At 34.5% G+C, this 20,668-nt stretch carries 9 protein-coding genes; 6 read left to right on the top strand and 3 right to left on the bottom strand.

Translation table 11 applies throughout. From position 1 onward, the window contains the following. Positions 1-295 precede the first annotated feature (295 nt). Positions 296-3,109 carry an S-layer protein gene (locus DQN38_RS02330; protein WP_111738156.1) on the top strand — a complete coding sequence of 938 codons (2,814 nt, stop codon included), beginning with the start codon at positions 296-298 and terminating at the stop codon, positions 3,107-3,109. Between the two features lie 282 nt (positions 3,110-3,391). Here the strand turns inward: DQN38_RS02330 and DQN38_RS02325 are convergent, their stop codons facing one another. Next, positions 3,392-4,966, bottom strand: a complete 1,575-nt coding sequence (locus tag DQN38_RS02325; RefSeq protein ID WP_002848713.1) for a type II toxin-antitoxin system HipA family toxin — start codon at positions 4,964-4,966, stop codon at positions 3,392-3,394. Between the two features lie 208 nt (positions 4,967-5,174). Between DQN38_RS02325 and DQN38_RS02320 the strand changes: the two genes are divergently transcribed. Further along, positions 5,175-9,047 carry a beta strand repeat-containing protein gene (locus DQN38_RS02320; RefSeq protein WP_111738155.1) on the top strand — a complete coding sequence of 1,291 codons (3,873 nt, stop codon included), beginning with the start codon at positions 5,175-5,177 and terminating at the stop codon, positions 9,045-9,047. Positions 9,048-9,616: 569 nt separating this feature from the next. On the opposite strand, the gene DQN38_RS02315 is transcribed toward DQN38_RS02320, so the two are convergent. Further along, positions 9,617-11,200, bottom strand: coding sequence for a hypothetical protein (locus tag DQN38_RS02315; protein ID WP_197711710.1), 1,584 nt, complete (start codon positions 11,198-11,200; stop codon positions 9,617-9,619). A gap of 142 nt (positions 11,201-11,342) precedes the next feature. Here DQN38_RS02315 and relB point away from each other — a divergent pair, with 142 nt between their 5' ends. From relB to DQN38_RS02300, 3 genes are all read left to right on the top strand, one after another. Continuing rightward, positions 11,343-11,564 (top strand): type II toxin-antitoxin system RelB family antitoxin, encoded by a 222-nt coding sequence (gene relB / locus DQN38_RS02310; RefSeq protein WP_065844267.1) that lies wholly within the window; start codon positions 11,343-11,345, stop codon positions 11,562-11,564. Further along, complete coding sequence (locus DQN38_RS02305; protein ID WP_038452992.1) at positions 11,561-11,818, top strand: type II toxin-antitoxin system RelE family toxin; 258 nt, start codon at positions 11,561-11,563, stop codon at positions 11,816-11,818. Before relB ends, DQN38_RS02305 begins: the two co-directional genes overlap by 4 nt. Positions 11,819-12,116: 298 nt before the next feature. Beyond that, on the top strand, positions 12,117-15,455 hold the full coding sequence (locus DQN38_RS02300) for a cell surface protein (RefSeq protein WP_111738154.1): 3,339 nt from the start codon (positions 12,117-12,119) through the stop codon (positions 15,453-15,455). Positions 15,456-15,679: 224 nt separating this feature from the next. On the opposite strand, the gene DQN38_RS02295 is transcribed toward DQN38_RS02300, so the two are convergent. Next, positions 15,680-17,014, bottom strand: coding sequence for an ATP-binding protein (locus DQN38_RS02295; RefSeq protein ID WP_065844254.1), 1,335 nt, complete (start codon positions 17,012-17,014; stop codon positions 15,680-15,682). Positions 17,015-17,192: 178 nt separating this feature from the next. Between DQN38_RS02295 and DQN38_RS02290 the strand changes: the two genes are divergently transcribed. After that, a complete protein-coding gene (locus tag DQN38_RS02290) occupies positions 17,193-20,516 on the top strand; it encodes a cell surface protein (protein WP_111738153.1) in 3,324 nt (1,107 codons plus the stop codon). Positions 20,517-20,668: the final 152 nt, after the last annotated feature.

The following is a 20,668-nucleotide window of genomic DNA, read 5'->3' as shown; positions in this document are numbered from 1 at the left end:
TTAAATTCAAAACAATCTCTTAATAATCTCTTTTAATGTTTATCGTCTTATATATTTATCAATTTGTTTTATCAATGATTAATTTATCAATTTATTTAACCCATTTATCCTTTTATATAATTCTTTTAATCATCTAATTATATTAATACTCCTCTTTTTCATTCCACCATTATAATTTAAAATAATACCTTATTTAACCAAATACTCTTTGATACCTTGTAAGTATAATAATAAAGTATAAGACTAGTTAGTGTTTGTTTGTCTGGATTTTATTTTATTTTATTAAGGAGTTCGTATGATTTCAAAATCAGAAGTTTCAGAGCTATTTATAGTTCTTTTTGGAAGACCTACAGAGGGTGAAGGTAATACTTATTGGGTAAATGAGAGTAGTGCTAATGGATGGGGTATGATTGAGACATCTAATGCTATACTTAATTTAGATATTACTAAGAGTTTTCTTGGCGAGACTTTAAATAATAATGAGTCGTTTGTAAAGCATTTATTTAAGAATGCTGTTAATTTAACTGAGTTTGTTAGTGATGAGCAAAAAGCTGGTCTTAAGTATTGGGTTGATCTTTTAGATAATGGTACAGTAAGTAAGGCTGATTTAGTAGGACACTTCGTGAATGCTGCTAAAGATCCTAGTAATGCTGGGGCTAATCAAGATCTATTTAATAATAAGGTAATTGTTAGTAATTATGTTGCTGATACTATAGCTAAACTTCCACTTGATGGTCTTACTCCTGATCAACAAAATGCTTTAATACAAAAGACTGTTGATATAATTAATAATGTTACTAGTAATAGTAGTAGTGTTGAGAGTGCTAAGGGTGAGGTTGATGCTTTGAAGAGTGAGCTACCTAATCCGGGTAGTACTTATGATCTTACAGAGGGTAATGATAATTTAAAGGGTACTGATTTAGACGATACTTTTAATGGGACAACATATGTAGGTAATGGTACTAATAAGAGTACTCTTAGTGCATTTGATAAGATAGATGGTGGAGCAGGGAGAGATACGTTGAATGCGATATTTACTGCAAATAACAACGCGGCTGCCGCTACTAAACTTGATCAAACTGAAATTGATAAATCAGTAAAAGGCGTTACAAACGTAGAAAATATCAATATAATTTCAGATCTAGAAACAAGTGGCGATTTCGTTTTCAACGGTTATGAAAAAGTAGGATTTAACGTACTTGGCGATATAGCTAGCTTTGCTACCGACGCATCTAAAAGCGTAAATGTAGAAACAACAGGAACGATAACTGCTTTCACCGCAGCCGGAACAGGCAAAGTCGATGTTGTCGCCGGTAAAATCACTGCCCTTACGGCCGATTCGGCAACAAGCGTAAATTTAACTGCTACAAACGACACTATCACATTAACCAGTGCAAACGCTGCTACTAGTGTGAATTTAAAAACAAGCGGAGCAGCTAAAAACGCTACAATAACATCCGCAAATGCAGCAAAAAATATAACAATAGACGCAACAGGAGTTGCAGCTGTAACTTCAGCTACGGCTGTAGAGAATTTGACAGTTAAACATGCAACTAACGTAACGCTAGCTGGTAACATGGATAAACTTGCAACAGTTACTCTTGACAATGCTGCTTTAACTGCTGCAATAGATATAAAATCTGCAAGCACACTAAATTTAATAAATTCAAGCGTTAACGGACACAACATCTCTACAGCAGCAAAAGACGTTACTGTACATTTAAGCGGAGCTGCTGCTAAGGTTAAATTAAACACAACTGCTGCTACGGATCAAACTGTGACTCTTAAAGCTAATGCCACAGACAATAGTCTTGAATTTGATAGCGGAACTGCAAAAACTACGTCAGTCACTGCTAGTGGTAGTGGAAAAACTTTGGTTATCAAAGGTGCTGAAGTAGAAACTCTAGTTAATATAGACACTACTGCGTTCAATGGCGCTGCAGATGTTAGCTTCGGCAAAGATGCTCAAAGTGGCAAATTTAGCGTAAAAACAGGTACAGGCGATGATAAAATAGAGTTTGTAGGCACAACTTTAACTGAAGGTTCAGTAATCGATGGCGGCGCGGGTAATGATACTATAGCTATGAAATCAGCTGCTTTGACTAGTGCAAATTTCACTATGATCAAAAACATAGAGAATGTTGCTATTAGCGACGCGGTGGCTACGGCTGACCTTAGCTCTTCTGCGTTTAAAAATATCATCATAACTACTAAAGAGGCTGCCGATACGACTTTAACTATAAATAAAGACCAAGTAATTAATTTTACTGCGGCAGATGCAGGCTCAGTTAAGCTTATTACAGTGAAACTAAATGATGTAACAGGCGCTAATGATGTTGTAAAAATAGTATTAGATGCTGCCGCTAAAGATGCTAGTATAGCTTTAGGCACAGAAGCAACCGATAAAGCTCTTGTAATTGATACGGGTATAGAAACTCTTAATATCACTTCGTTAGTTAAAGCTACAAGCCCTGAAAATACAGCAAATACCGTAAATGCTAAATTGACAGATGTAACTTCTATCATTATAGATGGGGATGCGAAAATTACTTTAGGTCATGCCGGCACTGCTGGAACTGACTATAGTAAAGTTTCTATGATAGATGCAAGTGCTCTTAAAGCTGGTCTTACATTTGATGCAAGTGCTATAACATTAGGAGCTAATGCTACTATAAAAGGTGGCTCTGGAGCTGATAGTATAACTGTTAAAGGCGGAAATATCGTTGTAGATTTAGTTGCTGGCGGAGACGATACTATAACTCTTAAAAAAGGTGCTGAGAAAACAGATATTACAACCGTTAATAACTTTAATGCTGGCGATAAGATAGATATAACTGATGCCAAAAATGGTACTTTCACATTTAATAAAATTACAATGAATAGCGATGCTAATTTAGATGATTATATCAATAAAGCAGTAGCAGGAGACGGATCAACAAACTCTGCTGTAAGCTACTTCCACCATAATGGATATACTTATGTAGTAGTTGATGGAACAGCTGGAGCTACTTTCACTAAAGCTACTGATACAATTATCAAACTTTCAGGTACGCTAGATCTTAAACTTAGCGGAGATAATGTTGTAGTTGATGATGGAAGCGTAATTTAAGCAATAGTAATTGCTTGATAAAAAAGCCTTAATTTTTAAGGCTTTTAATTTGTCTAAATTTATCTTAGCTTAGGCGTATTTATTTGAAATCTCGTCAGACGGATCGTCTTAAAATAAGGTGTTATAGAGACAAAGTATATTTTAGACCAAACCTTAATAAATAGTAGATAGTTTTTTGCTAAGAGGAGCTAGGAGAACTAGCTCCTTGAATATTTTTAAATTTATTTGAGTTGTATTTTAAATTCAACATATCTGTTTTTTGATGTTTTGATCGAAATTTGTCTATTGTATCCATCCTAAAAATTTCAGCTCTTCAACTCTTTTTGTGTGAAATTGTTCTAATAAGGTTGATAAATTTTCATATTTGTCACTTGGAACAAGAAAACTCTCGTCTCCGACTCTTTTCACCAATTTTTGTTTATAAAACTTTAAATTTAAAGGTTTTATAAGATCTATATATGAACTAAACTCATCTTTATAGCTATTAGCTATACTAAAAGCGATCTGCTTGAACTCTTTGAAATCAACGTTTAAAATTTTACAAAGCGGCTTAAAATCGTTTAGCCTAATGTTTTGACGCTTACCGTTTATAGGTAAATAGCTCTCAAATCCTTTTGCCGTACTATAAAATCCCGTGCTCATCACGTCATACATAGGCGCCATCAGCACTATATCTCCGCTTGTTATAAGAGAAAGATTTTTCGCATGCAGATCTTCGTATTTTATGATAACGCTATAAACATATATCTTCAAAAGCTCCTTCTTTTCAGTATCTGATAGTAGCTCTTTGCTTATGCGCTTAAAAAGCTTTTCGCTGGTTGTGTCATATTTATTTATACTAGTAAGTCCTAGATACGAGGCAAACTCGACGACGTTATAATGATGATTTTCTAGTTTATCAAATCTTTTAATTACGTAGTGATACTCGTCATCTCCTGCCACTACAGCACTCCACGGAACTCTGATTTTCAACGTATTTTTAGCAAAACTCAAATGAAGATGCTCATTTATCGCGATGTGCGGAAAATAACTTTGACTGGTTGGATTTGATCTGATTTTCGAATATGGTTTTAAAATATAGTTTGAAGCAGCGTCTTGATGGATTATCTTTCGTTCAAAATCGATATTTACTAATTTTTTGTACTGAAATCCCGATATACCGTCATTTTGAGCTAGCTCTAATTTACTTAAATCATAATTTTCCGGAAATAATATCTCATTTGGAATATCTACATAAAAATCTTTTAAAATATTGATTTTTGGGTTATCTGATAAAATTTTTTCTAAATTTGATAAATAGCTTGGGTTTGATATCTGACTCTGAGCTGTTTTTGGCGAAAATGAAAAACTGATATCGCCGATAGGATCGCTCAAACTGGCTAATATGTGGAGAGCGTCTGATGAGTTTAGCTGGAATTTTAGGATTTCTAAATTTATGCCTTCCGGAATATTTTGATCAAAAAACGGCGGAATTGTATTAAATGAGAACGGCTGAATGCTAAGCGGCATGGTAGGAACGGCTTCTAAACCGCTAACTAAATAATCGTTTGTGTAGTAAAACAAAAATCCATCTGGTATCTCAAACAACATTCCTGCTAGAATCCGGTTTTTAAATACATATATGAAACGGCTATTTTGATGTGCTTTTTGAGGCGTAGAAGCGGCGTAAAGAGAATTTTGTCTGATACCGTCTTTAACCAATCTGTTTGTTTTCATAAGCGCAGTTATCTCATTCAAAATTTGTCGATCCGTGATATTAAATTTAGTTAAAGAAAGGGATATTTCTTTTAAGCTTAAGTATTGTTTTTTAGATAATAAAATATCTAAGATAGCTATAGTTACTGCTTTTAATGACATTTTTTTCCTTTAAGCTAATTTAGAAATCATTTAAATTTACTTTAATATTATAATACATTTCTACTTAAATTTCTATACTGTTTAATCTTTTAATCATTCTCCTGCTTTAACCAAATACTCTTTGATACCTTGTAAGTATAATAATAAAGTATAAGACTAGTTAGTGTTTGTTTGTCTGGATTTTATTTTATTTTATTAAGGAGTTCGTATGATTTCAAAATCAGAAGTTTCAGAGCTATTTATAGTTCTTTTTGGAAGACCTACAGAGGGTGAAGGTAATACTTATTGGGTAAATGAGAGTAGTGCTAATGGATGGGGTATGATTGAGACATCTAATGCTATACTTAATTTAGATATTACTAAGAGTTTTCTTGGCGAGACTTTAAATAATAATGAGTCGTTTGTAAAGCATTTATTTAAGAATGCTGTTAATTTAACTGAGTTTGTTAGTGATGAGCAAAAAGCTGGTCTTAAGTATTGGGTTGATCTTTTAGATAATGGTACAGTAAGTAAGGCTGATTTAGTAGGACACTTCGTGAATGCTGCTAAAGATCCTAGTAATGCTGGGGCTAATCAAGATCTATTTAATAATAAGGTAATTGTTAGTAATTATGTTGCTGATACTATAGCTAAACTTCCACTTGATGGTCTTACTCCTGATCAACAAAATGCTTTAATACAAAAGACTGTTGATATAATTAATAATGTTACTAGTAATAGTAGTAGTGTTGAGAGTGCTAAGGGTGAGGTTGATGGGTTAAAAGAGAGTATAGATGAGGCTGGTTTAAATAAGATAGCTCTTACTACTGAGAATGATACTATTACTGGTACTGAGGGTGGAGATCTTATTAGTGGGGTGGTAAGCTCACTTGCTAGTGAAAATACTCTTAATGCAGGAGATGTTATTGATGGTGGAGCAGGAAGTGATATATTAAAAGTGGATCTTAAGAGTAACTTTACTGGTTTAGATAGTAGTGGGGTTATTAAGGGTGTGGAGAAGATATCATTACTTAATAGCGGACTTATATCAAGAACATTCGACGCTAAAGGTATCAAAGACGTACAAACTTTAGCTTTAAATAGCGAAAAAGGTATAGAAGTTAAAAACCTTGCAAACATCGCGGATATTGAATTGACAAATCTTCAAGCTGCTAATTTCAATGTAGATTCTATATATGCGGATAAAGTGCTTGATGGTTCAGCTGATGTGCAAAATTTAAAAGTAAATGGTGTTGGTGCTAAAGGTGCTAGCGTAGCAATAACTGCCGATAAGATAGAAAATTTAAGTTTAAACGCTACAGGAAAAGATAGTTTCTTAAAAGATATTACTTCAAAAGACGTATCTGTAAAAGGAAACGCAAACATTACATTAGAAGTTAAAGCAGGAGTCAATAGTTTAGATGCTAGCGCTTCTAGCGGCAAAGTTAGCGCCGATCTAAAAGCTGCTGATGTAAAAACCGTTAAAGGCGGTAGCGGAGATGATAAATTTGTTGTAGGCACAAAAGTAGCTAATGTTAATGTAGATGGCGGAGCGGGGAATGATGAGTTGGTTATCAAAGGCTCTGGCACTTTAAAACCTACAGTAGCAAACGTAGAAAAAGTTACGTTAGACGCAACTGGAGATCTAACTCTAGCTATGAACAACGCAAAAGACGTAAGCGAGCTAAATATCAAAGGAGATACGGGTGGAGTAATTGTATTAAATAGTAACATATCTTCACTTAACTTCTTATCAACTGCTGAAGGTACAAATGCAGTAACTATAGATAGCGAAAACTTAGCTACTATAAATTATAAAGCAGGTACGGAAGCAGCTGAAATAAAAGGAAACTTAACAGCCACTAAAGCTACAAATCTTACCGTAAATACAGACGCTTTAGCAAACATTACAAGCACAGGCGCTACTCTAACTGCAAATTCAGCTACTAGCATGTCATTAAACATCAATGCAGAGAAAACTGCTCAAAGCTTAAAGCTAAGTGCAACTAAACTAAAAGATCTAGCAGTTGTAAACAAATCAGTAGATGGATTTACTATAAAAGGAGATGCAAATAGCTTAGATGCATTATCAAATTTAAACGTAACTACAGACGGTAAATTTTCATTTGATACTATAACCGGATTAGTAGGAGTTAGCACCGTTACTCTAAGTGGTGCAAACGATAAATCAGCAGTTACACTAGGTAATTTAGGTTCAGACAAAGTTACTCAAGGCATAGCGCTAAATGCTAGCGGACTAAAAGCCGGACTAGAAGTAGGAAATACGGTTACTAAAGGCTCTATAAATATCAACCTAAACGCTATGAGCGGAGACGCAAAACTAGGCGCTGCTAATTCAGAAACAGATAATCTAAGTATAAGCGTAAACGGCGTAGAAGGCAAATTTGAAACAGGAGCTTTAAAAGCTGCAGCGTCTACTACTGTATCTCTTACAAACGTAAAAGGTGCTTCAACTATAGCTTCTTTAAATGGAGCCACTACTAGTTTATCTATAGAAAACACTGGAGACGTGACTATATCTAATGCTTCTTCTGCTTTAGAAGGTGATTTTAGTATAAATGCAAATAATGCAAACGGATTAACAACCGGCGTTATAACAGCTAATAAAGGAGCTATATCTATAAATGCAAATGGTGTTAGTGCTATAACAGTTGGAAACCTAAGCGCCAAATCATCGATAACCCTAAACGCAGGAGACGCAAGTACTTCGGTAAAAGCAGGCAATATAGCTGCAGATAGCGTAAATGTAGATCTTTCTAAAGTATTAGGTACTACAACAGTAGGTAAAATAACATCTGATAATATAATATATAAAGCTTCAGAGCTTTCAGCTGATACTGAAGGTAAGATAGCTTTAGCATCAAAAGGTAATATTCAAAATTTCAAAGCAGAAGTTACTGGTAGTTTAGGCGATGATAAAATAGAATTAACTACCGCAGCTACTACTTCATCAGTAACTCTATCAGGCGATTTGGGTGTAGGAAACGATACTGTAGATATAAATGAAACTTCAGCAGTAGACGCTCTTAAAACAGTAAATTTAAGTGGCTTAACTAATTACGCTACTTCTACAACAAAACTACAAGCAGCTGCGAACGATACTCTTACGTTTAATGGCGGAAGCGGTGATGATAGCGTAGAAGTATCAGGAACTACTATAGCATCTCTTAAGGTAATTGGTGATTTTGGTGGAGGGAACTTAGATAAGCTTACTTTAGGTACAAATACTACTGCTATAACCGGAGCCGATTCTGCAGTAACTATAGATATCACTAAAGTAACTAATGTAGATAGTACCGAGATCAACTTTACAAACGGTGCAACAGATATGAGTGATAAAGCTCTTACTATAAAGGGTAGTGAGTCAAATGACCAAGTTACTCTTAAACTACTTGCTGCTACTACTAAGGTTAAGGTAGATGGGGATTTGGGCAACCAAAGCGGAGATGAATTTACCTTAGACGTAACTAACGCAGTAGCATCAGTAACCCATATAGATTTAAGCGAACTTAGTACGACAAAAGGAATTATAGATATAAGCGCACTTACTTCTGTTCTTGCCGATGTGAAAGGTACAAAAGGAAACGATATCATAACCTTAGGAGATAAAGCTTCAACTGCAAAAGGAGAAGGCATATCTATAGACGGCGGCGATGGAAACGATACTTTTGTATTTAAAGATGCAGCAAAAGTAACAGCGGTAGATGATGATGCTAATGTCCAATCATCTGTTATAAAGAATTTCGCAGTCGGAGATAAAATCAAATTTGATAGTTTTGTAGCAGAAAATAAACTTGTTGTAGTTACAAGCAATGTTGATGAGGCTTCTGCAACTGAATTAAAAACTAAATTTGCAGATGCTAAGATTACGGCAGTAGATGGACTAAACACAGTTGCCGATGGAGATATATTTGCTTATGTAAACGGCACTGATACATACGTGGTTTATAACAAAGTAGGCGGCACGGCAGATGAACTAGATGCTAACGACATCGTAGTTAAACTAGCCGGAGTTAAGGTCGGAACCGACTTTAATCTACAGCTTATAGACGGCGAACTTCACGCTGTTGCTATAGCTTAATCGTAAATTGTTTCAAACCAAACCTTAATAAATAGTAGATAGTTTTTTGCTAGAGGAGCCTTTAAATAGGCTCCTTGAATTGTTTTAAATTTAACTACTCTATAGTTTGTTTTTAAATTTATCTATTTTAGCTTTTTTAAATTTGACTACTTTAACTCATAAATTTATCTTTTTAAATTTGACTAGCTTATTTAACTACTTTTAATTGTTTTAAATTTAATAACTCTACTTTTATATTTTTTAATTCATAAATTCTTTTAAACTCTTTTAAATTTGATTTGTTATTTTTGTTATTTATAGATATAAGTATTTTATATAGATATTTATAAATTTATACTACTAAATTTATATTTAGATATTTAATAGTTCATGATTAAATTATATAAATTTATATAATTTAACATATAAATTTACGATAACTATAATGTAATACTATAATGCAATATTGATTTTAAATTTAAAAGATTTATTTGAAAGAATTAAATAATATATCAAGAAGTCGGAAAATCCGACTTCTTTTAGCAAAAAAACTATCTACTATTTATTAAGGTTTGGTTTGAAAAACACGATTAAGAAGCAAATACTATATCATTTGTTGATGTAGTAAGACTATCTAAATCAACGGTTGTACCGCTTAGTTTAACTATTAAATCGCTTGTTGTAAGCGTAGCGGTGCTACCTGCAGCGTTGTACAATAAGTAAGTATCGTTATTGTACGTAAAGCCGTACACCGTATTAGCTGTATCTGAAGTACCTAATATAGTTTCGGCAGCTGCTTTTAAAGTATCTCCTTGTCCAATACCTTTATTTTCATAAGTAATTGCAGCACCAAAAGTAATTTTATCGCCTGCGCTAAAATCTGTTATTTCTACAAATTCAGGAGTTGCTACTGTAACAATTACAGAAGCTTTGATATCAAACGTATCATTTCCCTCACCACCGGCAATCTTAAGAGTCTTAGTTGCAGTAAATGCGCCTGTTTCTATCTTGTCATCTCCTGAACCAAGATTTACGACTGCACTTTCAGTTAATGTTCCTAATTTAATATTATCCGCGCCTGTTGTTGCATTAAACGTAGTTAAGCCGGTATATGTGCTAAAATCAAACGCCGTAGCTGCGTCAGCACCGTGAAGACCTACTTCAACGCCTTTTAATCCTATAAGGTCGATATCTGTTATACTTGTAGCAGTAGCAGCGCCTATATTAAATACAAACGTATCGTTTCCATCGCCCAAATCCCCATCTACCTTAACCTTAGTAGTAGCAGCAAGTAGTTTAAGAGTAACTTGGTCATTTGACTCACTACCCTTTATAGTAAGAGCTTTATCACTCATATCTGTTGCACCGTTTGTAAAGTTGATCTCGGTACTATCTACATTAGTTACTTTAGTGATATCTATAGTTACTGCAGAATCGGCTCCGGTTATAGCAGTAGTATTTGTACCTAAAGTAAGCTTATCTAAGTTCCCTCCACCAAAATCACCAATTACCTTAAGAGATGCTATAGTAGTTCCTGATACTTCTACGCTATCATCACCGCTTCCGCCATTAAACGTAAGAGTATCGTTCGCAGCTGCTTGTAGTTTTGTTGTAGAAGTAGCGTAATTAGTTAAGCCACTTAAATTTACTGTTTTAAGAGCGTCTACTGCTGAAGTTTCATTTATATCTACAGTATCGTTTCCTACACCCAAATCGCCTGATAGAGTTACTGATGAAGTAGTAGCTGCGGTAGTTAATTCTATTTTATCATCGCCTAAACTACCAGTAACTTCTGCTTTGAAATTTTGAATATTACCTTTTGATGCTAAAGCTATCTTACCTTCAGTATCAGCTGAAAGCTCTGAAGCTTTATATATTATATTATCAGATGTTATTTTACCTACTGTTGTAGTACCTAATACTTTAGAAAGATCTACATTTACGCTATCTGCAGCTATATTGCCTGCTTTTACCGAAGTACTTGCGTCTCCTGCGTTTAGGGTTATCGATGATTTGGCGCTTAGGTTTCCAACTGTTATAGCACTAACACCATTTGCATTTATAGATATAGCTCCTTTATTAGCTGTTATAACGCCGGTTGTTAATCCGTTTGCATTATTTGCATTTATACTAAAATCACCTTCTAAAGCAGAAGAAGCATTAGATATAGTCACGTCTCCAGTGTTTTCTATAGATAAACTAGTAGTGGCTCCATTTAAAGAAGCTATAGTTAATTAAGTGAAGTCAAATAGAATTTAAGTTTAAAAATGCTATACTAGTATTTCTAATAAATACAAGTATATAAAGGAGAGCAAAATGCAAGTTTCATTCAGATTAGATGATGATTTAGCAGATAGGTTAGATAATCTTGCAAAAGAGACAAAAAGAAGCAAATCATTCTATTTTAAAGAAGCCATATCGAATTTGCTTGATGATTTTGATGATTATAAAGATGCCATTAAATCGATAAAAGATAGCGAAAACGAAAAAACTTATACTATAGACGATATGTCTAAAAAATATGGAATTTTGCTTTGAAAGTTTTATTTAACAAAAGTGCAAGCAAGGAATTTTCCAAACTTGACGGCAGCATTAAAACCGTGATTTTAAAAAAATTAAAAGTCATTGAGAGTTTGGAAAATCCACGTTGCGAAGGCAAAGCGCTAGTAGGAAATATGCTTGGCTTGTGGCGATATAGAATAGGAGATTACCGTGTTATAGCTCAAATTCAAGACGATAAACTTGTAATTCTTGTAGTAAAAATTGCTCATAGAAAAGATGTTTATGAGTGAGTTTTAAATTCAAAACAATCTCTTAATAATCTCTTTTAATGTTTATCGTCTTATATATTTATCAATTTGTTTTATCAATGATTAATTTATCAATTTATTTAACCCATTTATCCTTTTATATAATTCTTTTAATCATCTAATTATATTAATACTCCTCTTTTTCATTCCACCATTATAATTTAAAATAATACCTTATTTAACCAAATACTCTTTGATACCTTGTAAGTATAATAATAAAGTATAAGACTAGTTAGTGTTTGTTTGTCTGGATTTTATTTTATTTTATTAAGGAGTTCGTATGATTTCAAAATCAGAAGTTTCAGAGCTATTTATAGTTCTTTTTGGAAGACCTACAGAGGGTGAAGGTAATACTTATTGGGTAAATGAGAGTAGTGCTAATGGATGGGGTATGATTGAGACATCTAATGCTATACTTAATTTAGATATTACTAAGAGTTTTCTTGGCGAGACTTTAAATAATAATGAGTCGTTTGTAAAGCATTTATTTAAGAATGCTGTTAATTTAACTGAGTTTGTTAGTGATGAGCAAAAAGCTGGTCTTAAGTATTGGGTTGATCTTTTAGATAATGGTACAGTAAGTAAGGCTGATTTAGTAGGACACTTCGTGAATGCTGCTAAAGATCCTAGTAATGCTGGGGCTAATCAAGATCTATTTAATAATAAGGTAATTGTTAGTAATTATGTTGCTGATACTATAGCTAAACTTCCACTTGATGGTCTTACTCCTGATCAACAAAATGCTTTAATACAAAAGACTGTTGATATAATTAATAATGTTACTAGTAATAGTAGTAGTGTTGAGAGTGCTAAGGGTGAGGTTGATGGGTTAAAAGAGAGTATAGATGAGGCTGGTTTAAATAAGATAGCTCTTACTACTGAGAATGATACTATTACTGGTACTGAGGGTGGAGATCTTATTAGTGGGGTGGTAGGTACTGCTGCTGAGAGTACTTTAAATCCTGGGGATAAGATAGATGGTGGTGCTGGTAATGATGTGCTTAAGGTAGATTTGAAGAATAACTTCAAAGGCCTAAAAGATGACGGCTACATCAAAAATATAGAAAAACTATCTTTAACTAATAGTAGTGTTTCAAACAGAACATTCGACGCTAAAGGTATAGATGGATTGCAAACAGTTGCGTTAAGTGGCGAAAAAGGAATTAGCGTTACTAATCTTGCTAATATAGTAGATGTTGAGCTTACTAACCTAAAAGCTGATAAATTCAATGTAGATTCTATATATGCGGATAAAGTGCTTGATGGTTCAGCTGATGTGCAAAATTTAAAAGTAAATGGTGTTGGTGCTAAAGGTGCTAGCGTAGCAATAACTGCCGATAAGATAGAAACTCTAAATTTAAATACTACAGGAAGCCAAAGCTTTGTAAGTGCTGATGTGGCAAGTATATCTGTAAAAGGAAACGCAAATCTATCTTTAGCAACAGGAGCAAAAACTACTACTTTAGATGCTTCTAGCTTCGGTGGAGCTTTGGATGCAGATTTAAGCACATCAGCTAGTGTTACTAGTATTAAAGGTGGAAATGGTAATGATAAGATAACTATAAAAGATGTTGCAGTAAACGTAGCAATTGATGGTGGCGCTGGAAATGACGAGCTAGTTATCAAAGGAAGCACTGCTGACACACTTCAACCGACTTTAACAAATATAGAAAAAGTTACTGTAGACGGTAATACTAAAGATTTAACTCTATCATTGAAAAAAGCTCAGAGCGTAACAGAGTTAAGCTTTAAAAATATAGCTAAAACTGTTACTGAGTCAAACGGAAACGTAGAGACAGTTAATATCTTGGCAAATAATGCTACTGATAAAGCAGTAACTATCAATGACGAGAGTTTAAAAACAATTAACTTTTCAGATGTTGATGATAAGGGAGCTAGCGTAGCAGCAAAAGGTAAAATAGTAGCCGATAAAGCAACCGAGCTTACAATTAACTCAAATAAAGTAACAGCTGCTGCTGATGCCGTAGTTCAAGCTGCAAATGCTACAAAAATAGATATAAACGCAGCTAAAGATACTGTTGGTTTAACTCTTGGCGGTGTAGCTAAATTAACTGATTTAACCGTAAATAATAAAGGTGCGTTTGCATTAACAGGCGCAAATGCTACGGATCTTGATTCGGTAAAAAATCTTAGCGTAAATACCGAAGGAGCATTTAGCATAGCTACTGCTACAAGCTTGAAAAACTTAAATAACTTAAGCTTAAACGGAGTTTCTGCTGATTTAAACAGTGTTAACGTAGGAACTGCTACTTTAGCATCTTTAGAAGCAAATATAAATGTAAGCGGAGAGTTTAAACTAGGAACGACTACTGCAAAAGGCGATGTAGACTTTAATATAGAAAATGTTGGAGCATTAACTTTAGGAGCTATAACTTCATCAACAGGAAATGCTAGTGTGATCATCTCTTCAGCTACTGGAAATGTTACTTTAGGAGCCGTATCAGCAACTCAAGGTAATCTAACTCTAAATGCAGGAAATACTCTAGGAAACATTACTATAGGAGCTCTTGCTGGTGATATAGTAAGCGTAGATCTAGGTGGTGTTTTAGGGACTATAAATAGCGCTTCTGGTAATAAAGTAGAAATTACTTCAAACGAAGTTACTTATGTAGGTTCAGAGATCAGTAAAAACGTAGTAGAGATAACTGCCGCAGCCGGCGGTACTGATTTAAATGCTCAAGTAATAGGTGGGGCCGCTGCAGATGATGCATTAACAATAATAGGTAAAGGCGATACTCAAACTATAACCGCTAGCGGAGATTTAAGTGGTGGAACTTTAACTCTTACTTTAACGGATGCTACTAAACTAAGTAGTTTGGATATAAGCGGGGTTAAGGGTTTGAGCGCCGCTACTGCGATTGATCTAAAAAATGTAAGCGTAGAGAATAAGCTAATTGTGGATATACAAGGAAGTGATGCAGCTGAGACTATTACTGCGAATTCTACGAGCGCTACTTTAACAGCTATAACACTAAGCGGTGACTTAGGCGGCGGTGCAAACACAGTTACCGTTGCTCCGGACGCTGCAGCAGTGGCCATAACTACCATAGACTTGAGTGGCTTGAGCGCAACAGGAGGAACTTTAAGTGGTACTATCACACACAATGCAGCGCAAACAGCTCTTACAACAATCAAAGGTAGTGCCGGAAATGACACTATAACTATCGGTAAAGTAAATGACGGTTTAACCGTAACAGGTGGAGCAGGAAATGACGTATTTAACGTTACTGCTGCTAAAATAGTGACTGCAGATACACCAGAACATGCTACTATCACTGACTTTAGTGCCGGGGATAGCATTAAATTTGCAGCTTCAGTTACTGCTTATGGTAACGTAGGCACTGTAGCAGGCGATACCCTAAAAGCAGCTATCAAAGCGGCTATTGCACTTACCGATAAAGCTCCTGGTATCACATCAGCAGATAAGGAAACTACGGTATATGGTTTCACATATAATGGAGATAATTACCTGTTCTATAATAATGCCAACGGCTCTGATAGTACAACAGTAGATGACGTACTAGTCAAGCTAACAGGTACAACCGTTGATTTAGATAGCATTTCTCTAGATGGAGCCACTGGAGTTACTATTGCATAATGCATTATTATAGTAATGCTGACCAAACCTTAATAAATAGTAGATAGTTTTTTGCTAGAGGAGCCTTTAAATAGGCTCCTTGAATTGTTTTTATAAATTTATATATTTTTAAATTTAACTTTGAATTGTTTTAAATTTAACTACTTTTAGAAAACTAAATTTGATAGTTTTATCTGTTAAATTTAACACTGTTTGCTTGTCGTTTTAACTCTTAAACAAATGTATTATGTAGTCAAAAACCACTCTTTAGTAAATACTTTATAGCTAGGTATTTTGTCATTTATAAGATTTTTTGATTTTTCTACAAGATGAGATAAAACCTTTTGAGTATGCGCGTTGTTTTGCCATTTGCACTCGATAAAACATATATTTTTCTCGCCGAGAGCGACTAGATCAATCTCATTTTTGTTGTCCCACCAGCGTCCGACTTTTGTTGGAATGAAGCCTATAAGCTCTTTTGGATTATCCAAAATCATCTCTTTAACCACGTCTTCAAACGCGAAACTAACAAATTTATCATAAAAGTTTAGTTTGATTTCGTTTAAAACGGCTTCTTGATTTGAAATTTCTAACAATGAGTAATTTTTATAAACATAATAAAACCAAAAATTCAGATACTTATCAACAATGCGATATCTACCGAACTTCGATTTTAGCGGGTTTTGCTCTGTTATAGGAATTTCTTTTTCGACTAAATCCAACTGAACTAGTTTAGCTAGATATCTAGTGAGATATGTTGAGCTTACTCCTAAACTGCTTGCTATCGAGCCGATTTTCGTATTGCCTTTGCTGATGCTTTCTAGTATACTAAAATAACTCGCGGGTTCCGTGATTTCGGAATTTAAAAGAAACTGTCCTTCGCTGTAAAGATATGAATTTTTATCTAAAATGTTGTTTTTCAAATTTAATACAAAATCTTTGTTTTCTTCATAGCTTTGTAAGTACTTTGGTATCGTGCCAAATGATGTATATATAAGTATTTGATCTAGTTTTGATAAGCTAGGTAAAAACTCTTTTATGTGCTTAAATTTTAGCGGTTTGACGTGAAAATTTACCGTGCGTCTACCGTATAAAGGAGCTTGATAATCAAGCGCCAAAGAGTGCATCATCGAAATCACAGAACCGCAAATGATAAGCATAACGTTTGATTTTGCTATTATCGTGTCAAATATACGTTGAAATTCGCTGATGAAATTCCTGTCGGCAACAGCTAAATTCTGAAATTCGTCTATGGCTATGATGAGTTTTTGCGGTGTATCGTTCGTGCTTTTTTTGGGCATATATTCCATAAGCAGCTCAAATACTTCGGTAAAATTTTTAAATTTCAGCTTATGAGACAATGGGATATGTAACGCTGCGGCTAGACTCCTGCCAAGCTCATTTGCAGAGTTCGGACTAGTAGTCGCATAGTGATACACGCCCGCTTTTCCTTTCATAAACTCGCTTATAAGTGCGGTTTTACCGACTCTTCGTCGACCATATATCACTGCAAATCTCACACCGTCTTTGGCGTATTCGTCATTTAAAGCTTGTAATTCATTAATACGGTTAATAAACATTATGTTATCTTTCATTATGTTAATAAACATAATTATATCGGATAAAAGTTACAAATAGCTTAATACTCCTAATAAACAAACCAAATACTCTTTGATACCTTGTAAGTATAATAATAAAGTATAAGACTAGTTAGTGTTTGTTTGTCTGGATTTTATTTTATTTTATTAAGGAGTTCGTATGATTTCAAAATCAGAAGTTTCAGAGCTATTTATAGTTCTTTTTGGAAGACCTACAGAGGGTGAAGGTAATACTTATTGGGTAAATGAGAGTAGTGCTAATGGATGGGGTATGATTGAGACATCTAATGCTATACTTAATTTAGATATTACTAAGAGTTTTCTTGGCGAGACTTTAAATAATAATGAGTCGTTTGTAAAGCATTTATTTAAGAATGCTGTTAATTTAACTGAGTTTGTTAGTGATGAGCAAAAAGCTGGTCTTAAGTATTGGGTTGATCTTTTAGATAATGGTACAGTAAGTAAGGCTGATTTAGTAGGACACTTCGTGAATGCTGCTAAAGATCCTAGTAATGCTGGGGCTAATCAAGATCTATTTAATAATAAGGTAATTGTTAGTAATTATGTTGCTGATACTATAGCTAAACTTCCACTTGATGGTCTTACTCCTGATCAACAAAATGCTTTAATACAAAAGACTGTTGATATAATTAATAATGTTACTAGTAATAGTAGTAGTGTTGAGAGTGCTAAGGGTGAGGTTGATGGGTTAAAAGAGAGTATAGATGAGGCTGGTTTAAATAAGATAGCTCTTACTACTGAGAATGATACTATTACTGGTACTGAGGGTGGAGATCTTATTAGTGGGGTGGTAGGTACTGCTGCTGAGAGTACTTTAAATCCTGGGGATAAGATAGATGGTGGTGCTGGTAATGATGTGCTTAAGGTAGATTTGAAGAATAACTTCAAAGGCCTAAAAGATGACGGCTACATCAAAAATATAGAAAAACTATCTTTAACTAATAGTAGTGTTTCAAACAGAACATTCGACGCTAAAGGTATAGATGGATTGCAAACAGTTGCGTTAAGTGGCGAAAAAGGAATTAGCGTTACTAATCTTGCTAATATAGTAGATGTTGAGCTTACTAACCTAAAAGCTGATAAATTCAATGTAGATTCTATATATGCGGATAAAGTGCTTGATGGTTCAGCTGATGTGCAAAATTTAAAAGTAAATGGTGTTGGTGCTAAAGGTGCTAGCGTAGCAATAACTGCCGATAAGATAGAAACTCTAAATTTAAATACTACAGGAAGCCAAAGCTTTGTAAGTGCTGATGTGGCAAGTATATCTGTAAAAGGAAACGCAAATCTATCTTTAGCAACAGGAGCAAAAACTACTACTTTAGATGCTTCTAGCTTCGGTGGAGCTTTGGATGCAGATTTAAGCACATCAGCTAGTGTTACTAGTATTAAAGGTGGAAATGGTAATGATAAGATAACTATAAAAGATGTTGCAGTAAACGTAGCAATTGATGGTGGCGCTGGAAATGACGAGCTAGTTATCAAAGGAAGCACTGCTGACACACTTCAACCGACTTTAACAAATATAGAAAAAGTTACTGTAGACGGTAATACTAAAGATTTAACTCTATCATTGAAAAAAGCTCAGAGCGTAACAGAGTTAAGCTTTAAAAATATAGCTAAAACTGTTACTGAGTCAAACGGAAACGTAGAGACAGTTAATATCTTGGCAAATAATGCTACTGATAAAGCAGTAACTATCAATGACGAGAGTTTAAAAACAATTAACTTTTCAGATGTTGATGATAAGGGAGCTAGCGTAGCAGCAAAAGGTAAAATAGTAGCCGATAAAGCAACCGAGCTTACAATTAACTCAAATAAAGTAACAGCTGCTGCTGATGCCGTAGTTCAAGCTGCAAATGCTACAAAAATAGATATAAACGCAGCTAAAGATACTGTTGGTTTAACTCTTGGCGGTGTAGCTAAATTAACTGATTTAACCGTAAATAATAAAGGTGCGTTTGCATTAACAGGCGCAAATGCTACGGATCTTGATTCGGTAAAAAATCTTAGCGTAAATACCGAAGGAGCATTTAGCATAGCTACTGCTACAAGCTTGAAAAACTTAAATAACTTAAGCTTAAACGGAGTTTCTGCTGATTTAAACAGTGTTAACGTAGGAACTGCTACTTTAGCATCTTTAGAAGCAAATATAAATGTAAGCGGAGAGTTTAAACTAGGAACGACTACTGCAAAAGGCGATGTAGACTTTAATATAGAAAATGTTGGAGCATTAACTTTAGGAGCTATAACTTCATCAACAGGAAATGCTAGTGTGATCATCTCTTCAGCTACTGGAAATGTTACTTTAGGAGCCGTATCAGCAACTCAAGGTAATCTAACTCTAAATGCAGGAAATACTCTAGGAAACATTACTATAGGAGCTCTTGCTGGTGATATAGTAAGCGTAGATCTAGGTGGTGTTTTAGGGACTATAAATAGCGCTTCTGGTAATAAAGTAGAAATTACTTCAAACGAAGTTACTTATGTAGGTTCAGAGATCAGTAAAAACGTAGTAGAGATAACTGCCGCAGCCGGCGGTACTGATTTAAATGCTCAAGTAATAGGTGGGGCCGCTGCAGATGATGCATTAACAATAATAGGTAAAGGCGATACTCAAACTATAACCGCTAGCGGAGATTTAAGTGGTGGAACTTTAACTCTTACTTTAACGGATGCTACTAAACTAAGTAGTTTGGATATAAGCGGGGTTAAGGGTATAACAGGTAATGTTGCAATCGAACTAGGTAAAGCAGTACAAGGTAATAAAACAGATGTAAGCGTACAAGGTAGCGACGCTGCTGAACAAATAACATATACTTCAGCTGCGAGTCTTACAGATATAAAAATATCTGGCGATCTAGGAGCAGGAGCTAACACTATAACCGTTACTCCAGACACTGCTGCAGCAGATTTAAAAACTATAGATCTAAGCGGATTAAGCGCTACTGGCGGAACTCTTGCTAGTACGATTACTCTTGTTGCTGCAAATACGGCTATTACTTCTGTTAAGGGTAGCTTAGGTGCCGATACTATCACAGTGGTATCTGAAAATAAAGCAGTAGCTATAGATTTAGGAAAAGATACTGCGGTAGATAAGGTAGATGTAAGCTCAACTAAAATATCAGATAAGACAAACGATGCCTCTATAAAAGCTGATTTAGTAAGTATAACTAACGCTTTATCCGGAGATCAAATAGTACTAAAAGGTGCTACTAGCATAAAAGATAGAGGAGATTTATCTGGCGAAGCTAATTTGTTAGCTGCATTAGCTAAATTAGGCGAAGGCAAAGATGGAACTGTAGTTGCTACTACTGCTGAAGTATTTACTTATAAAGGAAATACTTATGTAGTCGATGCTGCAGGAGATGCTGCATTTGCCAATAATGACATATTAATAGAATTAACAGGTATCGTTACATTTAATGACACTGTTGATGCTAATACAATCACAGTAGCTTAACGACTTTTTGATTAAAACCTTAATAAAAATAGTAGATAGTTTTTTGCTAGAGGAGCCTTTAAATAGGCTCCTTGAATTGTTTTTTATAAATTTAATATTTTTAAATTTACTAATCCCCTTTTTCTTTTTTCTCTCTTTCTTTTTTCCATCTT

The organism is Campylobacter fetus subsp. fetus, from assembly GCF_900475935.1.
Classification (GTDB): domain Bacteria; phylum Campylobacterota; class Campylobacteria; order Campylobacterales; family Campylobacteraceae; genus Campylobacter; species Campylobacter fetus.
This window is presented reverse-complemented; position numbering and strand designations above follow the sequence as displayed.